This is a genomic window from Brevundimonas sp., assembly GCF_019636155.1.
In the GTDB taxonomy this organism is placed as follows: domain Bacteria; phylum Pseudomonadota; class Alphaproteobacteria; order Caulobacterales; family Caulobacteraceae; genus Brevundimonas.
The window spans coordinates 142,022-166,053 of record NZ_JAHBYB010000006.1 but is presented as its reverse complement, the minus strand read 5'-3'; the positions used below and the strand labels follow the sequence as shown (position 1 = coordinate 166,053).

The window sequence follows — 24,032 nt, the reverse complement described above, 5'->3', positions numbered from 1 at the left end:
GCCCTTTCGCGTTGAACGCCCATGGACCCGCAGTTCGGCCCGCCTGACCCCCACGACTCTTACCGGCTGCGCCCCGCGGTGTTCGGCCTGGCCCTGCGCGACGGCCGGCTGGCCTGCGTCCGGGTGGATCGGGGCGAAGCCGGCTATTTCGACCTGCCCGGCGGGGCCATCGACGGCGCGGAGACCGAACCACAGGCCCTGGCCCGCGAGTTCGCCGAGGAAACCGGCCTTCGCATCGTGGCGACCCATCGCCTGGGACAGGCCGGACAGCGGTTCCGCAAGTCGGACGGGACGGCGGTCAACAATGTCGGCGGCTTCTGGCGCGTCGATATCCTGGGCCAGAATCCCGACGCCAAATGCGAGGACGACCATACCCTGACCTGGCTGGATCCCGATGAGGCGTTGGCGGCGCTCAGGCATGAAGCCCACGCCTGGGCCGTGACTCTGCTGCTGCGTTCAGAACGCTGATTCATAGAGGGAACGCGGCCGCTCGCGGCGAGTTTGCCTGTCATGAAGCGTCGCCGGCTCGGCGTCGCAAGACAGGAGAACCCAATGCCCGATCATGATCGCATCGAAGGCGCCGCCAAGACCCTGGGCGGCAAGGCCAAGGAATTCGCCGGCAAGGTCACCGGCGACGAGAAGCTGAAGGCCGAAGGCAAGGCCGATCAGGTGGAAGGCAAGATCCAGAACGCCGTCGGCGGCGTGAAGGACGCCTTCAAGGACAACCGCAACTAAGACACCGTCCCGCGGCGATCAGCCCCGCCCGCCGATCCGGATGCGCAGGCCGTCCTGTTCGTTCGAGGTCAGCGGGCGGCAGTCCTGCGTCCAGGCCACCGAGCCGCTCTGGCGTTGCGGCCGGGTTCGGCAGTCCTGTTCGGCGGCCGGCCGGACCGCGGGTGCGGGCCGCGGCGCATTGCAGGCCAGCGCATAGGCGCCGTCCGGTTGCGGGCTGCAGTCGGTCAGGCGCGGCGAGGTTCGCAGCCCGTCGGGCAGATCATCCCCCAGGGCCGCCTGGAGATCGCCCCGAACCCGCGCCTGACAGGTTTCCATCGGCTCGTCCCCGCGCACCAGCGGACTGCACTGCGACCGTTCCCAGGCGAAGGGATCGGCGCGCGCCCAGTCGGGCAGGTCGGGGGCGGGTCGGGCCGTCGCGGACTGAGCCGCAGGGGCCGGAGCCTCTTCCCACACCACGGCGCCGGGGGCGCTCTGGGTCAGGACCAGGGCCGAGATCAGATAAATCGGAAGCATGGCCGAACCTTCCTTTGGCAGTCCAGGCCAGCCTAGCACAATTCAGCGCGTCAGGGCGCGCATGGCCTGGTCCAGCCCTTCCAGTGTCAGGGGAAACATCCGCTGGTCCATCAGGTCGCGGATCATGGCCGTGGAGGCGGTGAAGCGCCAGTAACGCTCGGCCACCGGGTTCAGCCACACCGAACGGCCCCACTGTTCGCGCGCGCGTTTCAGCCAGACGGCGCCGGCTTCCTCGTTCCAGTGCTCGACCGAGCCGCCGGGCATGGTCACCTCATAGGGGCTCATGGAGGCGTCGCCGACAAAGACCGCGCGCCAGTCGCCGGGGTATTTGTGGATCAGGTCCCAGGTGGCCATCCGCTCGGAATGACGGCGGCGATTGTCCTTCCACACCCCTTCGTAGAGGCAGTTGTGGAAATAGAAGAACTCCAGGTTCTTGAACTCGGTCCGCGCCGCCGAGAACAGTTCCTCGCATAGCCTTACGTGCGCATCCATCGACCCGCCGATGTCCAGGAACAGCAGCACCTTGATGGTGTTGCGCCGTTCCGGCCGCATGCGGATGTCCAGCCAGCCCTGGCGCGCCGTGCCGTCGATGGTGCCGTCCATGTCCAGCTCGTCCGCCGCCCCCTGGCGCGCGAAGCGGCGCAGGCGGCGCAGGGCGACCTTGATGTTGCGGACGCCCAGTTCGACCGTGTCGTCCAGGTTCCTGAACTCGCGCTTCTCCCACACCTTGACGGCGCGGCCGTGCCGGCCGGGGCCGCCGATGCGCACGCCCTCGGGGTTGTAGCCGCCGTGGCCGAAGGGGCTGGTCCCGCCCGTGCCGATCCATTTGGACCCGCCCTGGTGCCGCTCCTTCTGTTCCTCCAGCCTCTGTTTCAGGGTCTCCATCAGCTTGTCGAAGCCGCCCAGGGCCTCGATCTCGGCCTTCTCGTCGTCGGTCAGGTATTTTTCGTTCAGCAGCCTCAGCCAGTCGTGCGGAATCTCGGCTGAAACCTCATTGCCCGGCCCCAGGCTTTCGATCCCCTTGAAGGCCTGACCGAACGCCTGGTCGAAGCGGTCATAGTGTTTCTCGTCCTTGACCAGAATGGCCCGCGACAGGTGGTAGAAATCCTCCACCCGCGCCCCGTCGCGTCCGTCGCCGGGCAGGCCGCGGTCGATGGCCTGCATCAGGTGCAGCCACTCCTTGACCGACACCGGCAACCGGTGGTCGCGCAGGGCGGTGAAGAAGGGGATCAGCATCAGTCGGTCTTTGCGGGCAGGTCCGTTGTCGGCAGAGCCCAGGCGAAGGCCATGCCACTGTACTCGATGACGGTCTCTCCGTCCTCTTCTCCGGTTGCACGGGCCTTGAATGCCCAGTCGCCAATCTTCTGCACGAACAGTACGCTGGTAACCGTTCGATCATCGCGTTCAGCCGTGATGGCGCCCCCCATTGGATCTGCCTGCCCTTCCAGAACCGGGACGGCGAACGGCCCTTCATAATTTCGACCACTAGGCCAGGCGCGGGCTATCTCGCCGGCTGCGGACTGAAACAGATCCTCCAATGAATGCTCCGTTGGATACCGCGTCGCATACAGGGTCAGATAGGTGGATCCGATCCATGTCCCGCAGCTGACGTCCTCCCCGGGCGCCGCGCCATGGGCTTCGCCGGGGTAGAAGCGGATCACATCCCTCTGATCCATGCCGAAGAACCGGCAAACCATACCGCTGGGCAGATGACGGACCGTTGGAACGTCCGTCGTGGTTGCATTGATGAAATATTCTCCTGCGTCGTTGGCGGCGATCACGGAGTTCGCATGATCTGTGGCGACTCGAATCTCATCTTCTGACGCTGCGGCCCCTTGAGGAGCTTCTTGGGTGGCTATCGGCGCCAGGATGCTCGCGATCAAAACCCATGTGGCGAACATGTCATTTCCTCTCGTATGAGCCTATCACCGCATGGATAGGCGGGGTTCGTCTATCCGCGCCGCAGGATGAACTCGTCGTCGCGCCAGTCGCCGACGGGGAACTGGTATTCGCCCGCCTTCTCGAACCCATGGGTGGCATACAGTTTCTGGGCCTTCAGATTGCCGCTCCAGACGCCGATCCACAGGGGGCCGTCGGTGCGGGCCTGCATCCAGTCCAGGGCTAGGTCCAAGAGCCGGGTCCCCAGGCCCAGCCCCTGGGCCGATCGCGCCACATAGAGGCGGCGCAACTCCATCTGGCCGGGCCGCGCCTGCGGGTGGGGCAGGCCGTTGGGGCCGGCGTTGGCGAAGGCCAGCAGGGCGCCGTCCTCACCCTCGGCCACCCACCAGGCCTCGGCCGGGTCGGACAGGCGGGCGCGGGTGGTCTCGACATCGAACGCCGTGGCGAAATAGGCGGCCAGATCGCGCTCGGGATAGGGGATGCCGAAGCCCTCTATGAAGGTCTCCACGAAGGTGCTGCGGGCCAGGGCGACCAGGGCCTGGGCGTCGTCGGAACGGGCGGTGCGGATCGCGGGAGCAGCCATGATCCAGCGCCTTACAACCTTGATCCGCCAAGGGCGAGCGCGCGGCGACGCCGTTTAGGTTGCAGCGGCGCCTCTGGGCGGTTACCACCTTGGTCATTGGGGGCGCCGCGCGGCCGCTGGCGTCCCGCGTTGGGAGGACTGAAGGACGAATCGACCTGATCCAGGCTCGTCCGCTTGTCATGACCGCGCCGCTGAAAGCCCCCATCGCAGATCCCGAGCCGTCGACCGCCCTGGTCGCGGTGCGTCCCGGCGCCGTCATCCTGGCCCGCCATGGCGAGCCGGCCCTGTCGCGCAAATGCCTGATCACCTCGGCCCAGTACCGGGACTGGTGGGCGCAATACGAGGTCGGGGGACTGCGCGCCGGCCAGACGCCGCCCCAGGCCCTGCTGAGCGCCGCCGAGGGGGCCGGGGCCATCTACGCCTCCAGCCGCCCGCGCGCGATCGAGACGGCCCGGGCCGTGTCCGCCGGGCGCGAGGTGATGGTCGACGCCCTGTTCATCGAGGCGCCCCTGCCGCCGCCGAAATTCCCCGACTGGTTCAAGCTGTCGCCCCGCTGGTGGGGGGTCGTGTCGCGCTTCTGGTGGCACGCCTTCGACCATCACGACGGCCAGGAGACCCGCCGCCAGGCCGAGGCGCGGGCCGAACAGGCGGCCCAGGCCCTGATCGCGCGGGCGGCCGCCGGCCAGGACGTGCTGGTCCTGGCCCATGGCTATTTCAACCATATGGTCGGCAAGCGGCTGCGCGCCGGCGGCTGGCGGCTGGTGCACAATCAGGGCTTCAAATACTGGTCCCAGCGCCGCTACGAGAAGCGCTGACGTTCCGGAGGTCGTGATGATCCGTCGTTCGCTGCTGGGCCTGGCCTTCCTGGTAACCCTGGCCGCGCCGGCCCTGGCCCAGGAAACCACGACGGAGGCGCCGCCCGCCCGGGTGGCTCTGGACACCTCGGCCGGAACCATCGTCATCGCCCTGGACATGAAGGCCCCGATCACCGCCGCCAACTTCCTGCGTTACGTCGACGAGCGACGGCTGGACGGCGCCGAATTCTATCGGGCGCTGGATCTGGGGGCGGCGGGCGGCCTGGTCCAGGGCGGCAGCAACGGCGACCCGGCCCGCGTCCTGCCGCCCATCGCCCACGAGCCGACCAGCCAGACGGGCCTCAGCCACGTCGAGGGGGCGGTGTCGATGGCGCGGTTCGATCCCGGCACGGCGACCGGGGATTTCTTCATCGTCGTGGGGCCGGGTCTGCGGTCTCTGGACGCCACGGCCGGCGACCCCGGTTTCGCCGTCTTCGGCCGGGTGGTTGAAGGAATGGAGGCCGTGCGCGCCATCCTGGCCTCGCCACGGTCGCCGACGGCTGGCGAGCCCGGCATGGTGGGCCAGATGCTGGAGCCCCGGATCGAAATCCGCAGCGCGCGACGTCTTGACTGAGCCGAGGCGTTGAAGCGGCGCGCTGGCCCCTCTAGGGTCCCCGGCCATGACCGAAGCCGCCCCCGCCATCCCCGCCGACCTCAGTTTCGAAGACGCCCTGGCGCGCCTGGAGGCCATCGTCCAGCGTCTGGAATCCGGCCAGGCCCCGCTGGAGGAATCCATCGGCCTGTATGAACAGGGCGCGGCCCTGAAGGCCCATTGCGAGGCGCGGCTGAAGGACGCCCAGCTGCGGGTCGAGAAGATTGTCGTCGGCCCCGACGGCCAGGCCCGGGGCGTCGAACCGGCGGACTTCGGCTGAGATGACCGCGCCTGCGCCTCAGATCGCCTTTGACGACTTCCTGAAGGTCGATATCCGCATCGGCCGGGTGATGAAGGCCGAGCCCTTCCCCCAGGCGCGCAAGCCCGCCTACAAGCTGACCCTCGACTTCGGCCCCGAGATCGGGACCAAACGCTCGTCGGCCCAGATCACCCGCCACTATACGCTGGAGCAGTTGGAAGGCCGGCTGGTGGCCGCCGTGGTCAATTTCCCGCCGCGCCAGATCGGGCCCTTCATGTCCGAGGTCCTGACTCTGGGGTTCCCAGACGCGGACGGCGAGGTCGTGCTGGTGGGCGTGGACCGCGACGCCGTCGTGGGCGGGAGGCTGTTCTGATCCAGCCCCCCGACCAGTCCTGGGCCGCGAACTCGCCCGAGCAGGCGGTGATCGACCGGGCGGCCGAGATCGCCGATCTGGTGACCGTGGCGCTGGACGAGCTGCTGCCGCGCGCCGATGGGCCGGAGGCGCGGCTGACCGAGGCGATGCGTTACGCGGCCTTGGGCCCGGGCAAGCGGCTGCGGCCCTTCTTCGCCCTGGAGTCGGCGCGGCTGTTCGACCTGGACGAGCGCGCCGTTCTGCGCGCCGCCTGCGCCCTGGAATGCGTCCACGCCTATTCGCTGGTGCATGATGACCTGCCGTGCATGGACGACGACGACATGCGGCGGGGGCGGCCGACCCTGCACCGGGCCTATGACGAGGCGACGGCGGTCCTGGCCGGCGATGCGCTTCAGACGGCCGCCTTCGACATCCTGCTGCATGAAGACACCCACGAAGATCCGGGCGTGCGCTGCGAACTGGCGGCGCGGCTCTCGATGGCCTCGGGCGCGCGCGGCATGGCCGGGGGCCAGATGATCGACCTGATGGGGGTGCGCGACGACCTGGGCGGGGTGGCGCGGATGCAGCGGCTGAAGACCGGCGCCCTGTTCGCCTATGCGTTCGAGATTCCTCTGATCATCGCCAATGCGCGCGAGGCGCACCGTCTGGCCCTGATCAGCTTCGCCCACGACATCGGCCTGGCCTATCAGATCGTCGACGACCTGCTGGACGCCGAAGGCTCGGCCGAGGAGATGGGCAAGGCGGCGGGCGGCAAGGACGCGGCCCTGGGCAAGACCAATTTCGTCACCCTGCTGGGCGTCGACCAGGCGCGGCATCGCGTCGCGCATCTGGCCGACCAGGCGCGGGCGCACCTGGACCTGTTCGGCGCCGAGGCCGAAATCCTCAAGGCCAGCGTGGATTTCGTGCTAAGCCGCAAATCCTGAAGCTGAACATGTGACGTTGCGGGGCGTTGTGCCCCGGACGCCCGACGCGATAACTGCCTCCCATGCCCGACACCCCTCTTCTCGACACCGTCCATCTTCCCGCCGACACGCGCGGTTTCGACATCGCCCAGCTGAAGCAGCTTGCTGATGAGGTGCGGGCCGAGACGATCGACGCCGTTTCGGTGACCGGCGGGCATCTGGGCGCCGGCCTGGGGGTGGTCGAGCTGACGGTCGCCCTGCACCATGTGTTCGAGACGCCGAAGGACATCCTGATCTGGGACGTCGGGCACCAGTGCTATCCGCACAAGATCTTGACCGGGCGGCGCGACCGCATCCGCACCCTGCGCCAGGGCGGCGGCCTGTCGGGCTTCACCAAGCGGGCCGAGAGCGAATACGACCCGTTCGGCGCGGCCCACGCCTCGACGTCCATCAGCGCCGCCCTGGGCTTCGCCGCCGCGCGCGACCAGAAGGGCGAAAAGAACCGCGTCGTGGCCGTCATCGGCGACGGATCCATGTCCGCCGGCATGGCCTATGAGGCGATGAACAACGCCGCCGAGGCCACCCAGGGCCAGCTGATGGTGGTGCTGAACGACAACGACATGTCCATCGCCCCGCCGGTGGGGGGCATGAGCGCCTATCTGGCCGGACTGGTGTCGGGCGGCGCCTATCAGAACGTGCGGCGGCTGGGAAAATCGGTAGTCGAGCACCTGCCGCGCCCGTTCCGCGACGCGGCGCGCAAGGCCGAGGAATACGCCCGCGGCATGGTCACCGGCGGCACCTTCTTCGAGGAGTTGGGCTTCTACTATGTCGGGCCGATCGACGGGCACGACATGGAGAATCTGGTCCCCATCCTGAAGAAGGCGGCGGCCATCACGGACAAGCCGGTTCTGGTCCACGTGGTGACCCAGAAGGGCAAGGGCTACGCCCCCGCCGAAAGCAGCGCCGACAAGCTGCACGCCGTGGTCAAGTTCGACGTGGTGTCGGGCAAACAGTCCAAGGCCGTGTCCAACGCCCCCAGCTACACCAAGGTCTTCGGGACCGAGCTGATCAAGCGGGCGGAGCGGGATCCGTCCATCGTCGCCATCACCGCCGCCATGCCCTCGGGCACCGGGCTGGACCTGTTCGGCCAGGCGTTTCCGACCCGCACCTATGACGTCGGCATCGCCGAACAGCACGCGGTCACCTTCGCCGCCGGCCTGGCCGCCGACGGGATGAAGCCGTTCGCCGCCATCTATTCGACCTTCCTCCAGCGCGGCTATGACCAGGTGGTGCACGACGTCGCCATCCAGAAGCTGCCGGTTCGGTTCGCCATGGACCGGGCTGGTCTGGTCGGCGCCGATGGGGCGACCCACGCAGGATCGTTCGACATCGGCTACATGGGCGCCCTGCCGCACATGGTGCTGATGGCCGCGGCCGACGAGGCGGACCTGGCGGCCATGATCGCCACCGCCTGCGAGATCGACGACCGGCCCAGCGCCTTCCGCTATCCGCGCGGCGACGGCGTGGGGGTCGAGATCCCGGAACTGGCCGCCCCGCTGGAGATCGGCAAGGGCCGGATCGTGCGCGAAGGGACCGCCGTGGCCATCCTGAGCCTGGGCACGCGGTTGCAGGAGGCGCTGAAGGCGGCCGAGGCCCTGGCCGCGCGCGGGGTTTCGGCCACGGTCGCGGACGCCCGCTTCGCCAAGCCTTTGGACGCCGATCTTATCCTTCGACTGGCGCGCGAGCATGAGGCCCTGATCACGGTGGAAGAGGGCGCCATGGGCGGCTTCGGCGCCTTCGTGCTGCAACTGCTGGCCGAAAGGGGCGCGCTGGACGCCGGGCTGAAGGTCCGCACCCTGCATCTGCCCGACGTGTTCCAGGACCAGGACAGCCCCTTCGCCATGTATCAGACCGCCGGGCTGAACGCCGAACACATCGCCGCCGCCGCCCTGTCGGCCCTGGGCGTGGATGCGGCCCAGGGGGCGGTCCGGGCCTGATTTCGCCCGTCGGGTGTCAGGCCTAGAGCATGATCGTTTTTGACGGAACCGCTGCGCGGTTCCGGCAGAAGCGTGAATCATGCTCTCGCGTAATCCTGGAGCCTGATTCACCGCATCGATGAAATCGCGAAGCGATTCCATCTCAACGGATCAGGCTCTAGGCGCGGCGGATGGGCGTCTCGCCGCCGAACGGCTCCAGCCTCAGGCCCCTGCGTCCCACGAAGACCAGCACTTCCGTGCCGGCGTCGGCGGTCTTGCGCAGGCCCTCGATATAGGGGGATTTGCGCCAGGCCAGGGGATTGGACGGATCGCATTCGACGATCAGCTGCGAGGCCCCGTCCTCGCTGTGCAGGATGAAGCCGGCGACATTGGGCTTCCATTCCGGCCCCAGCCGGTCGTCGGCCAACAGCCAGACGCAGCTGAACACCCGGCAGTCGCTCGGCCGATCCTCATAGATTCCGCAGCCCGAGGCGCGGCGGAAATGCCGGCACCATTTGTGCGCCGGCTTGGCCAGGGCGGTCACCGCCATGACCTTGCAGCACATTCCGCATTCGTCGCAGGACTTGCTCATCGCCGGCCATTGGTGGCCGAGCCTCCCGCCGGGTGCAAGGTCGGCGGGAACGTCGACGGTCGATCAGGCCAGTTCGACGGCCATGGCCACGGCCTCGCCGCCGCCGATGCACAGGGACGCCACACCCTTCTTGCCGCCGCGCGCCTGAAGCGCGGCCAGAAGCGTGGTCAGCACCCGCGCCCCCGAGGCGCCGATGGGGTGGCCCAGGGCGGTGGCGCCGCCGTTGACGTTCAGCTTGGCGCGGTCGATGCCCATGTCCTGCATGGCGATCATGGCCACGACGGCGAAGGCCTCGTTGACCTCCCACAGATCGACGTCCGCGACGGACCAGCCGGCCTTCTTCAGCGCCTTCTGCATCGCCGGCACGGGGGCGGTGGTGAACAGGCCAGGCTCGTGCGCATGGGCCGCGTGGCTGACCACGCGCGCGACGATGGGCAGGCCCAGGGCCTTTGCCGTGCTTTCGCGCGTCATGACCAGGGCGGCGGCGCCGTCGCTGATCGAACTGGCGTTGGCGGCGGTGATGGCGCCGTCCTTGGCGAAGGCGGGCTTCAGGGTCGGGATCTTGGCGGCGTCGGCCTTGCCCGGCTGTTCGTCCTCGCTGACGGTGACCGGCCCCTTGCGCGTGGCGACCTCGACCGGGACGATTTCGGCCTTGAAGGCGCCAGAGGCGATGGCCGACTGGGCGCGGGTCAGGCTCTCGATGGCGTATTCGTCCATCTGTTCGCGGGTGAACTGATACTCGCGCGCCGCGTCCTCGGCGAAAACGCCCATGGCCTTGCCGGGCGAATAGGCGTCTTCCAGGCCATCCATCATCATGCTGTCGACGATGACGTCATGGCCGATGCGGGCGCCGCCGCGGTGCTTGTTCATCAGATAGGGGGCGCCGGTCATGCTCTCCATGCCGCCGGCCACGATCACCTCGGCCGTGCCGGCCATCAGGGCGTCGTGGGCCATCATGGCCGCCTGCAGGCCGGATCCGCACATCTTGTTGACGGTAGTCGCCTCGACATGGCGGCCCAGGCCGGCGCCGATGGCCGCCTGGCGCGCCGGGGCCTGGCCCAGGCCGGCGGGCAGGACGCAGCCCATGTAGATCTGTTCAACCTTCTCGGCGGCCACGCCGGCCCGCTCGACCGCCGCCTTGACCGCCGTGGCGCCCAGATCGGTCGCCTTGACGCCGCCGAGGGCCCCCTGGAACCCGCCCATGGGCGTGCGGGCGAACGAGCAGATGACAACCGGATCGGACATGAGAGGGTTTCCTCTGAAAACTGACAGTTGAGGATCGGCCTTCGCAGGCGCAAAGGCAAGTCTTCGCGCCTGCGATAACGCCGACGTCAGCGGCTGTCGACCATGACCAGTTCGGAATCCTGGCTGGCGGTGATGGTCAGGGCGGTCTCGTCCATCACGGCGGCGGCGTCGCGGGCGTTCAGCGCCACGCCATTGACCTCCACCGCCCCGGCGGCCGGAACCAGATAGGCGCGACGGCCCGGACCCAGGTCGTAGGTCAGGCTCTCGCCCGCCTTCAGGGTGGCCCCCAGAACCCGGGCGTCGGCGTTGATGCCCAGGGCGTCGTCGCCTTCCGGATCGCCCGAGGCCAGGACGGTGAACCGCCCCGACCGGTCGGCCTTGGGAAAGGTCCGCTGGCCCCAGCCGGGCTGGGCCCCGGGCTTGTCGGTCTCGATCCAGATCTGGAACAGGGTGGTGGTTTCGTCTTCCAGGTTGAACTCGGAGTGACGCACGCCGGTCCCCGCGCTCATCACCTGAACGTCGCCGGCGCCGGTGCGGCCCCGGTTGCCCATGGAATCCTCATGGGTGATGGCCCCGGAGCGGACATAGGTGATGATCTCCATGTCGGCGTGGGGGTGGGGCGGAAAGCCGGACCGGGCCGCGATCTCGTCGTCGTTCCAGACGCGCAGCCGGCCCCAGCCCATGCGCGACGGGTCATAGTAGTTGGCGAACGAGAAATGGTGCCGGGCCTTCAGCCAACCGTGGTCGGCCCCGCCCAGGCTGTCGAAACGTCGGACGTCGATCATGACGCGATCTCCCTCTGAAACAGGTGGCGCTGTCGCGCCGTTCGGAAGGGATATAGGAAACAGTATCAGTTACGGAAGGGGCGCCATCTGGGCCCGATGCCGCAGCAGGGCGTCGGCCAGGACGCAGGCGGCCATGGCCTCGACCACCGGCACGGCGCGCAGGGCGACGCAGGGGTCATGGCGGCCGGTGGTTCGGATCTCGGTCTCGGCGCCGTCGCGGGTGATCGTCTGGCGTGGGGTCAGGATGGAGGATGTGGGCTTGAACGCCACCCGCGCCGTGATCGCCTGGCCGGTGCTGATCCCGCCCAGAACGCCGCCCGCCTGGTTGGACAGGAAGACGGGCGTCCCGTCCGGTCCCAGGCGCATTTCGTCGGCGTTGTCTTCGCCCGACAGTTCGGCCGCGCCGAACCCGGCGCCGATCTCGACCCCCTTGGCGGCATTGATCGACATCAGGGCGGCGGCCAGTTCGGCGTCCAGCTTGCCATAGACCGGCGCGCCCCAGCCGACGGGCACGCCCGTGACCTCCAGCGCCACCACCGCCCCGATGGACGATCCGGCCCTACGCACCCCGTCAAGATATTCGGACCAGGGTTCGACCACATCGGCCGAGGCGGCGAACAGGGGATTGGCGTTCACGGCGTCGAAATCGACGGCGTCCGGCGCGATGCGGTGCGGCCCGATCTGCACCACCCCGGCGCGGATCACGACACTGTCGCCCAGAACCCGGCGCGCCACGGCCCCGGCGGCGACGCGGCTGGCGGTCTCGCGCGCCGAGGACCGGCCTCCGCCGCGGTGATCCCGCACCCCGTATTTGGCCTGATAGACATAGTCGGCGTGGCCGGGCCGGAAGGCGCGGGCGATGTCGCCATAGTCCTTTGACCGCGCGTCCTCGTTTTCGATCTGGATTGCGATGGGGGTTCCGGTAGTGACCGGCCCGGCCCCGTCGTCGAACACGCCGGACAGGATGCGGGCCGTGTCGCTCTCGCGCCTCTGGGTCACGAACCGGCTGCCGCCGGGCTTGCGGCGGTCCAGCCAGGGCTGGATGTCGCCCTCGCTCAGCGGGATCAGCGGAGGACAGCCGTCGATGACGCAGCCGATCGCCGGCCCATGGCTTTCGCCCCAGGTCGTCACGCGGAACAGATGGCCGAAGCTGTTGTGCGACATGTCAGTGATGCAGGCTGGCCGACCGGCCATGTTTCGCCGCCGCGGTGTTCAGGCGGCGGTCGCGGGTCCAGAGCCGAGCATGATCTGTCAGCAAGACCGAGGCCAACAGATGCGCGTCGATCCACCCCATGCCTGCGCCGAAATGCCGACCTTGCTCGATCATCTTGAGAACCTCTTTGTCCAGCGCCTTGGGGGCGGATTTCATCCGATCCAGGCTGCGCAGAAAGGCGGACCGGTCGGCCAGGTTGCCCATGGCCAGTTCCCCGATGACGAAGGGGTGCATCAGAATTTGCTGGTCGTCGAGCAACTGCTCCATGATCGGATCTGTCGTGCGTAGATGTCCGGCCCAGATCGAAGTGTCCGCCAGGATCACGGTCAGTCTTCCTCGACCCAATAACGCTTGCGCGGAGCGGGCTCGAAATCCGGCTGACTGCCGCCCATGCGCGCCAGACGCCGCGAAGCCTCGGCGGACACGTATTCCTGAAGCGCCAGTCGGATAATGGCCGATTTCTCGGTGAGGCCGCTGTACTCAGCCGCGGCCGCCATCAGGTCGTCATCAAGGGTGACTGTCGTTCGCATGGCGACTCCGCATCAAAAACAGCATCACATGATGCGATTTTTGATGCGCGATATCAAGTCAGGCCGCCATCCGCCCCGGCGTCCACACCCGGCTGAAGCGGGCCAGCAGGTCCTCTGCCGCCGAGGGCGCGTCCTGGGCGGGCGTCAGGGTGACGAACAGATGGCCCTGGGGCCGCGACCCGCGCGCCGGAAGGCCCAGGCCGCGCAGGCGGACGCGATACGGACTGGCCACGCCCCCGACCATCCAGGCCGAGCGAGGGCCGGACCAGGTGTCGATCTCGATCCTGCCGCCATCCTCGAACAGGCGGGGCGCGCAGGGCCAGTCCATGAACAGGTCGTCGCCGAAGGCCGACAGCCCGTCCTCGGGCCGGATGCGGACGGGCAGATAGAGATCGTCGCCCTCCGGGCCGGCGCCTTTCAGCCGAAGGTGCTCGCCGGTTCTCAGCCCGGCGGGAACACGGATCCGCAACCGGCGGCCGCCGACCGTGATCCGGGCGCCGCCGCCCGCCACGGCCTGCATCGGCGTCAGGCCCAGGATCGGAGGCGGGGCGGGACGAGCAGCCGGGGCGGCCAGGGCCGGCCGGGCCGGCGCCTGTTTCTGGATCAGCCGCCAGGCGGCGATGACCCGGCGAAAGCGGTCGGCGTCCCCGTCCTCGCGATCCGGCCGGGCCGCCTTCACCGCCGCGCGGAAGGCGGCGGTCAGGGCCGGCCCCTCGACCGGCCCGTTCAGGCCGATCAGGGCGTAGGCCTCCTTCAGAGAGGCGATCTCGGAACGGCCGGCGACGGGCATGGCGGCACTAAGGCCCCCATCATGGTCAAGGCGGGGTTAACCGTAGCGGCGTCTGGGGCGGTCGGCTCCTTCACGGCCCCGGCGGTCAGGCGTAAAGACGAGGCCATGACCGCCCCCGTGATCCCGTCCAGCCCCTCGCGCGAAGACTACGCCCGCGACTATGCCGCCGCCCTGGCCGCCAACGCCGACGAAGCGGCCTTTCAGCGCGACGACCCCTTCGGCCTGTTCATCGACTGGCTGGAGGACGCCAGGCGGCATGAGCCGAACGACGCCAACGCCATGGCCCTGGCCACCGTCGATGCGGACGGACTGCCGGACTGCCGGATGGTGCTGCTGAAGGATGTCGATGGGCGCGGCTTCACCTTCTATTCCAATCGCGAGAGCGCCAAGGGCCAGCAGCTGGCGGCCATGCCGGGGGCGGCGCTTCTGTTCCACTGGAAGACGCTGCGTCGTCAGGTGCGGGTGCGGGGCCGGGTCCAGCCCGTCACGGCGGCCGAGGCCGACGCCTATTTCGCCAGCCGGGCGCGGGAAAGCCGCATCGGGGCCTGGGCCTCGGACCAGTCGCGGCCCCTGGCCGACCGGGCCGAACTGGAGGCCGCCGTGGCGCGGGAGACGGCCCGGCATGAGGGCCGGGAGGTGCCGCGTCCCGACCGTTGGAGCGGCTGGCGCGTGATCCCCGAAGCGATCGAATTCTGGCGCGACCGGCCGTTCCGTCTGCACGACCGGGTGCGGTTCGAGCGGGACGGGGAGGGGTGGCGTCGGACGCGGCTGTGGCCGTGATCCGGGGTCAGCCTCAGGTCGTCGGTTCGGCCGTGGCCTGGGCGATCAGGGCGCGGGCCTCGGCGATGGCGGCCTCGGTGGTGATCTCGCCCTCTACGATCTGCTCGGCCCAGTCCATCAGCGGGCCGCCGGTGACGGCGCCCTGGTTGGCCGCCTCCTGAAGATAGACGCCGTTCGACCGGGCGATGGCCTGGTCCCAGGCCTGGCGCACCGCCGCCCAGTAGTCGCCCGTCTTGGCCCAGTAGTCGTCGCCGGGCGCGGCGTCATAGCCGTCCCAGCGGCTGTAGGTGTTGACCACGTCCTCCTGGACGATGGCTGTGGGTTCTTCCCCGGCGGCGGCCGGGCCCATCTTCATATTGTCCTGGATATGCACCCAGCCCGCCGGGGTCAGGGCGTGACGGTTGACGCCCAGATAGCGGTCGTAGATCGGGTGGCGCACCGCGTCGCGGCGGGCCAGGGGCCGCCAGGTCGGGCCGCTGGTCCATTCGGTCAGCCCATGGTCATAGGTCCAGCGGCCGACGCCGCCATAGCGGGGGGAATCGTCCGTCTGCCACACCGTCTGGGACCAGGCGCCGCGCCGCTGATCCTCGGGCACGGCCGTCAGGGTCCAGTGATTGGGCCCGGCGTAGGTCAGGACGGTCTGCGGCTGATAGACCCAGTCCTGGCGCCAGTGCTTGATGACCATGGTCTGGTCGTTGTGGGTCATGACCAGGATGTGCTGCAGGCTGATGCGGTCGCCGTCGTCATAGACCACCCGCACGATCTCGTTGCCGCCCGACAGGTCTTCCTCCAGCGGGGTGTAACCGTCGAGGAAACTGACCCGCTCATGCATGGCGAACCGGACGCGGTACTGGCCGGCCTGGGCCAATATGGCCTGGCGGTCCCGCTCGAACCGGGCCTGATCGGCCGCGGCGGCGTCCTGGGTTGGCGCGGCGGCCGGGGCGGCCAGGGCAAAGGCGGGGGCGGCGGCCGCAAGGGCGGCGGCCATGACGAGGGCGCGGAACATGAGCTTTTCCTGCAAACAGTTCGCATTCGCCTTAACACACCGCGCGACGGATGCGAGAGGCGCCCTGTTTCTATCCGGGCGGGGCGGATCGCGACCCCAGCAGGGGCGCCAGCAGGGGGTGGGCCAGAACCGGCGCGGCCAGCCGCACCACCGCCTGCGGGTCGGTCAGGCGCACCGCGGCCGTCGCATCGGCGATGATGAAGTCGGCATGCGCCCGCGACGGCTCGGTCAGTCGTTCGTGCCCCGGCCGCACGGTGGCCAGATACTGCTGGATGACCGACTCGGCCGTCCGGCCGCGCTCGACCTGATCGCGCAACAGGCGGCGGATGAAGCGGATGTCGGCCGGGGTGTCGACGAAGACGCGGATGTCGAACAGGTCCGCCACCGCCGGGGTGCACAGCAGGTGCGTCCCCTCGACGATCACCACCGACGCGGGCGCGACCGGCTCTCCGCCGGGTTCGCGCCCATGATGGATGAAGGAATAGACCGGCACGACGACCGGCCGGCCCGCCTTCAGCTCGGCCAGGTGCCGCGCCAGCAGGTCATGATCACGCGCCGCAACGTCATCGAAGTCGAAGGTCGCCGCATCGAAGCCGGGCAGGGCGGCGGCGTCGATATAGTAGGAGTCCTCGCGCAACAGGGCCGCGTCGCCTGTCGGCAGGGCGTTCAGCAGCGCCTCGGCCAGGGTGCTCTTGCCCGAGCCCGATCCTCCGGTGATGCCGATCAATATGGCCATGGCCGCCTCTTTACGGCGATGGCGCGGCAGAGGCCATCGGTCGCGCCTCGCTCAGATTGCTTATCGACGTTCACCCGGATAGCGTCGCCGCAAGCGCCCGCGAGGATGAGGCGCAGTCGAGGGACGCATAGATGCTGGGATTGATGCAGGACTGGCCGCTGACGGTCGACAAGATCCTGGACCACGCCAGGAACTGGCATGGCCGCACGGAAGTCGTGACCCGGTCGGTCGAGGGCCCCATTGTCCGCACCACCTATGCCGACATCCACGCCCGCGCCAAGCGGGTGTCGAACGTGCTGCAGGCCTGGGACGTCAAGGTCGGCGACCGCATCGCCACCCTGGCCTGGAACAGCGGCCGCCACATCGAGGCCTGGTACGGCATCATGGGCATCGGCGCGGTGTGCCACACCCTGAATCCGCGCCTGTTCCCGGAACAGCTGGCCTATATCATCAATCACGCCGAAGACCGGATCATCTTCGTCGACCTGACCTTCGTGCCGCTGCTGGAGGCCGTGCTGCCGCACTGTCCCAGCGTCGAGCGGGTGGTGGTCATGACCGACCAGTGGACCATGCCGGCCACCAAGCTGCCGCGCGCCGAATGCTATGAAGCCCTGCTGGAGGATGCGTCCGAAGACGTCGTCTGGGGCGGCTTCGACGAACAGACCGCCTGCGGCCTGTGCTACACCTCGGGCACGACCGGGAACCCCAAGGGGGTGCTGTATTCGCACCGGTCGAACTTCATCCATACCCTGCTGGGCCTTCAGGCCACGGTCCTGGGCGCCACGCCGTCCGAGGTCATCCTGCCGGTGGTGCCGATGTTCCACGCCAACGCCTGGGGCATCGCCTTCGGCGGCCCGGCGGCGGGGTCCAAGCTGGTCATGCCGGGCGCCAAGATGGACGGGGCCTCGATCTATGAGCTGATCGAGAGCGAGGGCGTCACCTTCTCGGCCGCCGTGCCGACCGTCTGGCAGGGCCTGCTGGCCCACCTGCGCGAACACAAGCTGCAGATCCCCACGGTCAAGCGGGTGTTGATCGGCGGCTCGGCCGTGCCGGAAAGCCTGATCCGCGCCTTCCACGACGAGTTCGGCATCGAGGTGCTGCAGGGCTGGGGCATGACCGAGACCTCGCCCATCGGCACCCTGTCCAACCTGACGCCGGAACTGGCCGCCCTGCCGTATGACGAGCAGATGAAGTGGCGCATCAAACAGGGGGTGCCGCCCCTGGGTGTGGAGCTGAAGCTCAAGAACTACGCCGGCCAGGAGATGCCGCACGACGGCCAGACCTACGGTCGGCTGATGATCAAGGGGCCGACCATCGCCGGAGCCTATTTCAAGGGCGAGGGCGGCGAAATCCTGGACAACGAAGGCTTCTTCGACACCGGCGACGTCTCGACCATCGACCAGCATGGCTTCATGCAGATCACCGACCGGGCCAAGGACGTGATCAAGTCCGGCGGCGAATGGATCAGCTCGATCGAGATCGAAAACATCGCCGTGGGCCACCCCAAGGTCGAACTGGCCGCCGTCATCGGCGCCGCCCATCCGAAATGGGACGAACGGCCGGTGCTGGTGGTGAAGCTGAAGCCCGGCGAGACCCTGGACCGGCAGGAACATCTGGACTTCCTGCAGGGCAAGATCGCCAAATGGTGGATGCCCGACGACGTGGTGGCCGTGGACGACATTCCCCTGGGCGCCACCGGCAAGATCGACAAGAAGACCTTGCGCGAGCAGATGAAGGACTATCGCCTGCCCACGGCGGGATAACAGCGACGGAGAGGCGGCCATGGCGCGCGGCGGATCGAACCGGACGGCCTGGCGGCTGGCGGCCCTGGCCCTGGTGGCGCCGCTGGTGGTCATGGTCGCGGCCATGGGCACGCATCTGGGCCTGTGGGACTGGCGCATCGGCTGGAGCCTGCTGACCTGGAAGGTCGGCCTGGGCCTGGCCCTGGCGGGTGTGATCGCCGCCGCGGCCTGTGTCGTCGGCGCCCTGGGCGGTGGTCGCGGCCGGGCGCTCGCCGCCGGGATCGCGGTCGTGGCGGCCGGCCTGACGGCGGGCCTCTATCTGTGGGCCTGGGTCGGCGGGCAGACCCCCTACCATCTTCAGGCCGGCCCGGCGGACGTGACCAGCGATCCGGCCGATCCGCCCGCCTATGGCGGGGTTCTCAGCCAGAGGCGCGCGGCGGCGGGCGCGCCGGCCCTGACGGCGTCGTTCGATGTTTCCGGTTGCGACCTGGCCTTCGTCCCGTCCCAGGCCGCGCCCGAGGTCGCCGCCTGGGCCCTGGATCAGGCCGGGTTCGAGGTTCTGGGGTCCGGCGTCGGCCGGGCGGACGGCACCCGCACCGGCTTCTGGTTCGGGTTTTCCTATGACGCCGTGGTGCGCATTCGCCCAGGCCGGACCGACGTCCGGGTCTCGGCGCGTCAGGACAGGCCCGACGGCGGCGAGGCCTGTCGCCTGGCCCAGGCGATCCTGGCCGAGATTCAGGCCAGGCGGTAGGTCGCGTCCAGCGTCGGGCCCGGCTGGGCCGCGACCCGACCCTCGCGCACCAGCTTGATCAGATGGGCCAGGACCGACAGGGACGCCGCCGGCCATAGCCGGGAATCGACGGCCGCATAGAGGCCGGGAATCATCTGGCTGATCGTCCGGTCGCCGGCCGCCAGCCGCGCCAGAATCTGCCTCTCCCGCTCCAGCCTGTGGTCCCGATAGGCCTTCACAAAGGGCGCGACATCGGTGACCGGCGGGCCGTGCGTCGGCCACAGGGTGGTGAAATCCGCCGCGATGACGCGGTCCAGGCTGGCCATATAGTCGGTCATGTCCCCGTCCGGCGGCGCGACCACCGTGGTCGACCAGCCCATGATGTGGTCGCCGCTGAACAGGGCGTTTTCCTCTTCCAGCACGAAGGCCAGATGGTTCGAGGCGTGGCCCGGCGTGGCCAGGGTCCGCAAGGTCCAGCCGTCTCCGGTCACCCGCTCGCTATCTGTCAGGATGCGATCAGGGGCGAAATCGCGGTCCTCGTCCTCGTCCAGGCCTCCGGGCAGGCGCGATTCGAGGCGTGGAGGGCGCGCGGCCAGGATCGGCGCCCCCGTCGCCTGCGCCAGGGGTCGCGCCAGGGGGGCGTGGTCGCGGTGGGTGTGCGTCACCAGAATCGCCTCGACCCGCCGGTCGCTGATCGCCGCCAAAAGCGCCGTCAGATGGGCGTCATCCGCCGGGCCGGGGTCCATGACGGCGACCGCGGCGTCCTCCAGCCCGACGATATAGGTTCCGGTGCCCGTGAAGGTGAAGGGCCCCGGATTGCGCGCGATCACCCGCTCGATTCGCGGCGAAACCCGGTCGACGCGGCCGTAGGCGAACTCGAAATCCCTGACGAAAGGAATCATCCCGTCCCTCGCGCTGGCGGCCGCGGACGGCGCGACCCTTGCCTTCAACCCCTCGTAAACCCTTTTGGAGAGTGGGTCTTGGCGCGTTCAGCGGCGATTTTTGTATCAAATCGGCTCCAGCCCGTCGCGGCGGCCCTGATCTGTCTCATGGCGATGCAACTGGTCGTCGCGTCGTGCACGCCCGAACCGGCGCCCTACGCCAGCCGAACGATCATCGTCCGCTGATCGCCAGCCGCCTCCGAAGTGTGGCGCGTTTGCGACAACAAGCCGGCAAACACATTACAGCGGCGTAAATTGTCTATACGGACTCGGCCTCCTGGCCCTAGTTTGGCCGGCATGCGTGTCTCATCGGCACGTAAGGATCGGCCGCTGGATCGGGGAAGCTCATCAAGGGCGCCGGTCGGCCTCAGGAGGATCAATGTTGAAGACTCAAACCATTCGCCAGCGCCTGCTGCAGTCGACGATGATCGGCAGCGCTGCGCTTCTCGCGCTTTCGGCGGTTCCCGCCGTCCTGGCGCCCACGCCCGCCCTGGCCCAGAGCCAGACCGGCAGCCTGCGCGTCACCATCAGCGGTGAAACCGGCCAGCCGCTGGCCGGCGCCACCGTGCGCGTCAGCTCGCCGGACAGCCTGGTCTCGCGTACCGGCGTCACCGCCGCGGACGGCAGCGTCCGTCTGGTGAACCTCGACCCCTCGACCCGCTACAGCGTCGAAGTGTCGGCTGACGGCTACGACGCCTTCACCGCCACCAACGTGGCCGTGGTCTCGGGCCGCGAGCTGTCGCTGGGTTACGCCCTGGGCGTCGCCAGCCTGGACGACGTCATCGTGACCGGCACCTCGCTGGCCGCCGTGGACGTCACCTCGGCCACCGTCTCGACCACCCTGACCCTGGACACGGTGGAAAGCCTGCCGACCGGCCGTAGCTATCAGAGCTACCTGCAGCTGGTTCCGGGCACCAAGCCGGGCTCCAACCCGTCGTCGCGTTCGGGCGTCAACTACTCCGACGTCGGCGGCTCGATCGGCTCCTCGACCGACAACCTCTACTATCTGGACGGCGTCGACGTGACCGACCCGTCGACCGGCACCTTCGGCGCCAACTTCAACTCGGAAATCATCCAGGAGCAGCAAGTGCTCGTGGGCGCCGTTCCGGCTGAATACGCCGGCGGCTCGGGCCTGATCTCGCGCGTCATCACCAAGTCGGGCTCGAACGAGTGGCACGGCTCGCTGAACTACTACTTCCAGAACGACGGCCTGGTCGCCAACGACAAGCACAGCACCTCGGGCGGCTTCTCGACCTACGACACCGCCTTCACCCTGGGCGGCCCGATCCTGCGTGACCGCCTGTGGATCTTCGCGTCGTATCAGAAGACCAACCGCGAAGACGAAGTCCTGGACATCACCAACGGCAACGTCCTGCGTTCGGTGGAAATCGATCAGGAATACACCTTCGCCAAGCTGACCTGGCAGATCACCAACGACGACCGTCTGTCGGTGAGCTTCTTCAACGACCCGTACGAAAGCACGGGCCAGAACTCGGCTGCGATCCTGAACAACCGCGACTATCGCCGTATTCAGGGCGGTGACAACTGGAAGGTCGAGTATTCGCGCAACTGGGGCGATCTGTCGTTCAACGCCTACTGGTTCCGCCACGAAGGCGAAGTCTCCAACATCGCGGCCAACACGACCGTCGCCGACACGGTGATCTATCCGACCTCGGCCAACTCGACCCTGGCTCAGCGTGCGCTGGGCGGCCTGGGTTCGAACATCGAGACCTTCCGGAACCGTGACGAATACGGCCTGAACCTCGAATATTTCATGGAAACGGGCTTCGGCACGCACACCCTGAAGGCCGGCTATATCAGCAGCGAGAACGTTTACGCTGAAAACGGCTCGGTTCCGGGCGGCGCCCGCTATTCGTCGCTGGCCATCGGCAGCGCCGGCGGCACCTTCGCCAGCGTCCTGCTGGCCTCGTCGGGCTGGACCTCGCGTCCGGCGTTGAACTCGCAGGACACCCTGCGCGTCATCGCCGCCCTGGATCGTCCGGAATATGCGGCGACCAAGGTCCTCGTCGACACGAACGCCGACGGCGTCGTCTCGACCGCCGAAGTGAACGCCATCGTGTTCAACAACACGGCCGGCAACCCCTACGGCAACGTCAACGTCTATCGGATCCGTCGCGCGGTGAACAACCCGTATTCGGTGAAGAGCGAAGGCCAGAGCGCCTATATCCAGGACACCTGGACCATGGGCCAACTGACCGTCAACGCCGGTCTGCGCGCCGAGAAGTGGGAACACTACGCCTCGGACGGCTCCAAGACCGCGACCTTCGACTGGGAAATCGCGCCCCGTCTGAGCGTCGTCTATGACATCCGCGGCGACGGCCGTAGCAAGGTGTTCGGCTTCGCCGGCCGCTACTACGACCCGATCCGCAACAACATGTCGGACTTCGCCGGCGCCCTGACGGGTCCGGAAGACTTCGAAGAAGTGAACATCTACGGCACCTGGGTTTCGTACCGTCCCCGCGGCGGCGCCACGACCCCGGACGCCCTGTTCTCGCCGGCGACCCGTACGCCCTACACCGACGAATTCCTGCTGGGCTATTCGACCACCATCGGTCGCAGCATCGGTGTGACGGCCTCGGTGACCCGTCGTAAGACCCGGGACATCCTGGAAGACTTCGACCTGGGCCTGTATTCCGACCCGAATGCCACGGCGGCGGATGGTGCTCACGGCGTCGCTTACCCGGGTTCGCTGTTCTACCTGCCGCTGAGCTACTTCGGCTACAGCGCCATCCCGAACTCGAACTATGTCATCGGCACCCTGCCGGGCGGCAAGCGTGACTACACCGGCTTCGAGCTGACGGTCACCAAATACCGCACCGACAACTGGTTCGGTCAGGCGTCCTACACCCACAACTCGGCCAAGGGGAACTCGAACTCCGACTCCAACGCCGACTATCAGGGCGACTGGATCGCGCTCGACCCGCGCGCCCCGAACACCTGGGGTGAGCAGCCGGGCAACATCAAGCACCAGTTCAAGGCTTACGCTGGCTACGCCTTCGACTTCGGCCTCGAAGTCTCGGGTGTGTTCAACTGGAACAGCGGCGCGCTCTATACTCCGGCGCAAAGCGTCGGCGGCCGCTACTTCGCTCCGATGGGCCCCGCCTATTCGTTCGGCGGTGTGACGGACACCTACTTCCTGCCGGGTTACATCGGTTCGGAAGTGCACCCGTCCTACTACACCTTCGACGTGCGCCTGAAGTATGTGCACGAGCTGCCGGTTGGCGAAGCCGAGTTCTTCCTGGATGTGTTCAACATCCTGGACCAGCAGCTGGCCACGCGCGAAATGACCCTGCTGGCCGGTTCCGGTCAGTACAGCTACGGCCAAGCGTCGAGCTGGGTTGCGCCGCGTCGCGCCTACCTGGGTGTCCGCTACTCGTTCTAAGAACGACGCGACAATCAGGACTGAGACTGAATGCCGGCGCGAAAGCGCCGGCATTTTTCTTTATCCTTCAAGACACTGCGTTCTTTCGGCCGTGGCGGTGATGGCGGCGTCCGGCCTGCCCGCGGCCGCGACTGTCCGCGGCGGAACCCGGGGCGCAAGGTCGCTCCGCTCGATATGACGGGCGCGCGCCCGAAATCGGCCATCGCAATCCGTCATCGACAGCCTCGCTGGATTCAGGAGAAAGAGCCCATGATCGTCTCGTTCGTCACCGCCGCCCTTCTGAGCCTGGGCGTCGCTCAGGGTCAGGCCACGCCGCAGGACGGGCCGATCCAGACCAATGTCACCCGCGGCGAGGCGACGGAGTCGGTGCGCCTGCGCGAAGCCCTGGCCTATTCCAATCCCCTGCCGCGTGGCGCGCCGACCCAGGACTATCCGCTGGTGGCCTGGTGCGACGCCCTGGTCTCCGGCCATGTCCGGCTGGGCGAAAGCCTGGTGAACATTTCGACGGAAGATCAGGAGCTGGTTCGGCTGGGCCGGCTGGAAGCCCAGGATTTCCGTGACGCCCTGCGCGTCGCCGAACCGCGCCAGAACGCGGCGACCAGGGCCGCGGCCCGCGCCGCCGCCCAGGCCGCCTCCGACCAATGGATCACGATCCAGGCCCAGGAAGATCCGGACCTGCGCAGCCAGGCCTTCGGCCTGTTCTTCGGCCTGCCCGGCCGTTGCGAACACGCCGCGCGCCGTATCCGCGACAACATCACCACCCCGCCGGCCACCCCGGCCGAGGTTGGCCTGCGCGAGACGCCGCCGGCGTCCTGACCGAGATCGGGCGTCGCCTTGTCCATGCGGACAGGGT

At 68.4% G+C, this 24,032-nt stretch carries 27 protein-coding genes; 13 read left to right on the top strand and 14 right to left on the bottom strand.

Annotated elements, in window-relative coordinates; genetic code table 11:
- Positions 1-21: 21 nt before the first annotated feature.
- Both KF910_RS08935 and KF910_RS08930 read left to right on the top strand, forming a co-directional pair.
- A complete protein-coding gene (locus KF910_RS08935) occupies positions 22-468 on the top strand; it encodes an NUDIX domain-containing protein (RefSeq protein WP_292260793.1) in 447 nt (148 codons plus the stop codon).
- Between the two features lie 84 nt (positions 469-552).
- Positions 553-735, top strand: coding sequence for a CsbD family protein (locus tag KF910_RS08930; RefSeq protein WP_292260790.1), 183 nt, complete (start codon positions 553-555; stop codon positions 733-735).
- A gap of 18 nt (positions 736-753) precedes the next feature.
- Here KF910_RS08930 and KF910_RS08925 read toward each other — a convergent pair whose 3' ends face one another.
- Genes KF910_RS08925 through KF910_RS08910 form a run of 4 tightly spaced genes read right to left on the bottom strand, consistent with a single transcriptional unit; the run spans position 754 to position 3,730 of the window.
- On the bottom strand, positions 754-1,248 hold the full coding sequence (locus KF910_RS08925) for a hypothetical protein (RefSeq protein WP_292260787.1): 495 nt from the start codon (positions 1,246-1,248) through the stop codon (positions 754-756).
- 42 nt (positions 1,249-1,290) lie between these two features.
- Complete coding sequence (locus KF910_RS08920) at positions 1,291-2,484, bottom strand: vWA domain-containing protein (RefSeq protein ID WP_292260785.1); 1,194 nt, start codon at positions 2,482-2,484, stop codon at positions 1,291-1,293.
- The gene (locus KF910_RS08915; protein WP_292260784.1) at positions 2,484-3,149 is read right to left on the bottom strand and encodes a hypothetical protein; all 666 of its coding nucleotides are present in this window, start codon (positions 3,147-3,149) and stop codon (positions 2,484-2,486) included. The genes KF910_RS08920 and KF910_RS08915 overlap by 1 nt, the downstream gene beginning before the upstream one ends.
- Positions 3,150-3,199: 50 nt before the next feature.
- On the bottom strand, positions 3,200-3,730 hold the full coding sequence (locus KF910_RS08910; RefSeq protein ID WP_292260782.1) for a GNAT family N-acetyltransferase: 531 nt from the start codon (positions 3,728-3,730) through the stop codon (positions 3,200-3,202).
- Positions 3,731-3,909: 179 nt separating this feature from the next.
- On the opposite strand from KF910_RS08910, the gene KF910_RS08905 reads away from it, so the two are divergent.
- From KF910_RS08905 to dxs, 6 genes are all read left to right on the top strand, one after another.
- Positions 3,910-4,545 carry a histidine phosphatase family protein gene (locus KF910_RS08905; protein WP_292260781.1) on the top strand — a complete coding sequence of 212 codons (636 nt, stop codon included), beginning with the start codon at positions 3,910-3,912 and terminating at the stop codon, positions 4,543-4,545.
- Positions 4,546-4,561: 16 nt separating this feature from the next.
- A complete protein-coding gene (locus KF910_RS08900; RefSeq protein ID WP_292260780.1) occupies positions 4,562-5,158 on the top strand; it encodes a peptidylprolyl isomerase in 597 nt (198 codons plus the stop codon).
- 46 nt (positions 5,159-5,204) lie between these two features.
- Positions 5,205-5,456, top strand: coding sequence for an exodeoxyribonuclease VII small subunit (locus tag KF910_RS08895; RefSeq protein WP_292260778.1), 252 nt, complete (start codon positions 5,205-5,207; stop codon positions 5,454-5,456).
- Between the two features lies 1 nt (position 5,457).
- Positions 5,458-5,808 (top strand): tRNA-binding protein, encoded by a 351-nt coding sequence (locus tag KF910_RS08890; RefSeq protein ID WP_292260774.1) that lies wholly within the window; start codon positions 5,458-5,460, stop codon positions 5,806-5,808.
- 47 nt (positions 5,809-5,855) lie between these two features.
- A complete protein-coding gene (locus tag KF910_RS08885) occupies positions 5,856-6,731 on the top strand; it encodes a polyprenyl synthetase family protein (RefSeq protein ID WP_292260772.1) in 876 nt (291 codons plus the stop codon).
- 62 nt (positions 6,732-6,793) lie between these two features.
- Positions 6,794-8,707, top strand: a complete 1,914-nt coding sequence (gene dxs / locus KF910_RS08880; RefSeq protein WP_292260769.1) for a 1-deoxy-D-xylulose-5-phosphate synthase — start codon at positions 6,794-6,796, stop codon at positions 8,705-8,707.
- Between the two features lie 157 nt (positions 8,708-8,864).
- On the opposite strand, the gene KF910_RS08875 is transcribed toward dxs, so the two are convergent.
- From KF910_RS08875 to KF910_RS08845, 7 genes are all read right to left on the bottom strand, one after another.
- Entirely contained in the window at positions 8,865-9,278 is a 414-nt protein-coding gene (locus KF910_RS08875) for a YkgJ family cysteine cluster protein (RefSeq protein ID WP_292260766.1), read from the bottom strand.
- 63 nt (positions 9,279-9,341) lie between these two features.
- Complete coding sequence (locus KF910_RS08870; protein ID WP_292260764.1) at positions 9,342-10,523, bottom strand: thiolase family protein; 1,182 nt, start codon at positions 10,521-10,523, stop codon at positions 9,342-9,344.
- Positions 10,524-10,609: 86 nt separating this feature from the next.
- Positions 10,610-11,308, bottom strand: coding sequence for a pirin family protein (locus tag KF910_RS08865; RefSeq protein WP_292260761.1), 699 nt, complete (start codon positions 11,306-11,308; stop codon positions 10,610-10,612).
- 69 nt (positions 11,309-11,377) lie between these two features.
- Entirely contained in the window at positions 11,378-12,472 is a 1,095-nt protein-coding gene (aroC, locus tag KF910_RS08860) for a chorismate synthase (RefSeq protein WP_292260759.1), read from the bottom strand.
- 1 nt (position 12,473) lies between these two features.
- Complete coding sequence (locus KF910_RS08855) at positions 12,474-12,845, bottom strand: type II toxin-antitoxin system VapC family toxin (protein ID WP_292260757.1); 372 nt, start codon at positions 12,843-12,845, stop codon at positions 12,474-12,476.
- A gap of 2 nt (positions 12,846-12,847) precedes the next feature.
- Positions 12,848-13,051, bottom strand: coding sequence for a type II toxin-antitoxin system VapB family antitoxin (locus KF910_RS08850; RefSeq protein WP_292260754.1), 204 nt, complete (start codon positions 13,049-13,051; stop codon positions 12,848-12,850).
- A 58-nt stretch (positions 13,052-13,109) separates the two neighbouring features.
- Entirely contained in the window at positions 13,110-13,841 is a 732-nt protein-coding gene (locus tag KF910_RS08845; RefSeq protein ID WP_292260752.1) for a DnaJ C-terminal domain-containing protein, read from the bottom strand.
- 105 nt (positions 13,842-13,946) lie between these two features.
- On the opposite strand from KF910_RS08845, the gene pdxH reads away from it, so the two are divergent.
- Complete coding sequence (gene pdxH / locus KF910_RS08840) at positions 13,947-14,621, top strand: pyridoxamine 5'-phosphate oxidase (protein ID WP_292260750.1); 675 nt, start codon at positions 13,947-13,949, stop codon at positions 14,619-14,621.
- 13 nt (positions 14,622-14,634) lie between these two features.
- Here pdxH and KF910_RS08835 read toward each other — a convergent pair whose 3' ends face one another.
- Together KF910_RS08835 and udk are read right to left on the bottom strand one after the other, a co-directional pair.
- Positions 14,635-15,627 carry a DUF6607 family protein gene (locus KF910_RS08835; RefSeq protein ID WP_292260749.1) on the bottom strand — a complete coding sequence of 331 codons (993 nt, stop codon included), beginning with the start codon at positions 15,625-15,627 and terminating at the stop codon, positions 14,635-14,637.
- A 70-nt stretch (positions 15,628-15,697) separates the two neighbouring features.
- On the bottom strand, positions 15,698-16,363 hold the full coding sequence (udk, locus tag KF910_RS08830; RefSeq protein ID WP_292260747.1) for a uridine kinase: 666 nt from the start codon (positions 16,361-16,363) through the stop codon (positions 15,698-15,700).
- 131 nt (positions 16,364-16,494) lie between these two features.
- Here udk and KF910_RS08825 point away from each other — a divergent pair, with 131 nt between their 5' ends.
- Together KF910_RS08825 and KF910_RS08820 are read left to right on the top strand one after the other, a co-directional pair.
- Complete coding sequence (locus tag KF910_RS08825; protein WP_292260744.1) at positions 16,495-18,126, top strand: long-chain-fatty-acid--CoA ligase; 1,632 nt, start codon at positions 16,495-16,497, stop codon at positions 18,124-18,126.
- Positions 18,127-18,145: 19 nt separating this feature from the next.
- Positions 18,146-18,856: a DUF1499 domain-containing protein gene (locus KF910_RS08820; protein ID WP_292260741.1), complete on the top strand. Its 711-nt coding sequence runs from the start codon at positions 18,146-18,148 to the stop codon at positions 18,854-18,856.
- Here the strand turns inward: KF910_RS08820 and KF910_RS08815 are convergent.
- Positions 18,841-19,737, bottom strand: a complete 897-nt coding sequence (locus KF910_RS08815) for an MBL fold metallo-hydrolase (protein ID WP_292260738.1) — start codon at positions 19,735-19,737, stop codon at positions 18,841-18,843. The two genes, KF910_RS08820 and KF910_RS08815, sit on opposite strands and share 16 nt — an antisense overlap.
- Positions 19,738-20,155: 418 nt before the next feature.
- On the opposite strand from KF910_RS08815, the gene KF910_RS08805 reads away from it, so the two are divergent.
- Both KF910_RS08805 and KF910_RS08800 read left to right on the top strand, forming a co-directional pair.
- Entirely contained in the window at positions 20,156-23,179 is a 3,024-nt protein-coding gene (locus KF910_RS08805; RefSeq protein WP_292260733.1) for a TonB-dependent receptor, read from the top strand.
- Positions 23,180-23,428: 249 nt separating this feature from the next.
- Positions 23,429-23,995: a hypothetical protein gene (locus tag KF910_RS08800; RefSeq protein WP_292260731.1), complete on the top strand. Its 567-nt coding sequence runs from the start codon at positions 23,429-23,431 to the stop codon at positions 23,993-23,995.
- Positions 23,996-24,032 lie beyond the last annotated feature (37 nt).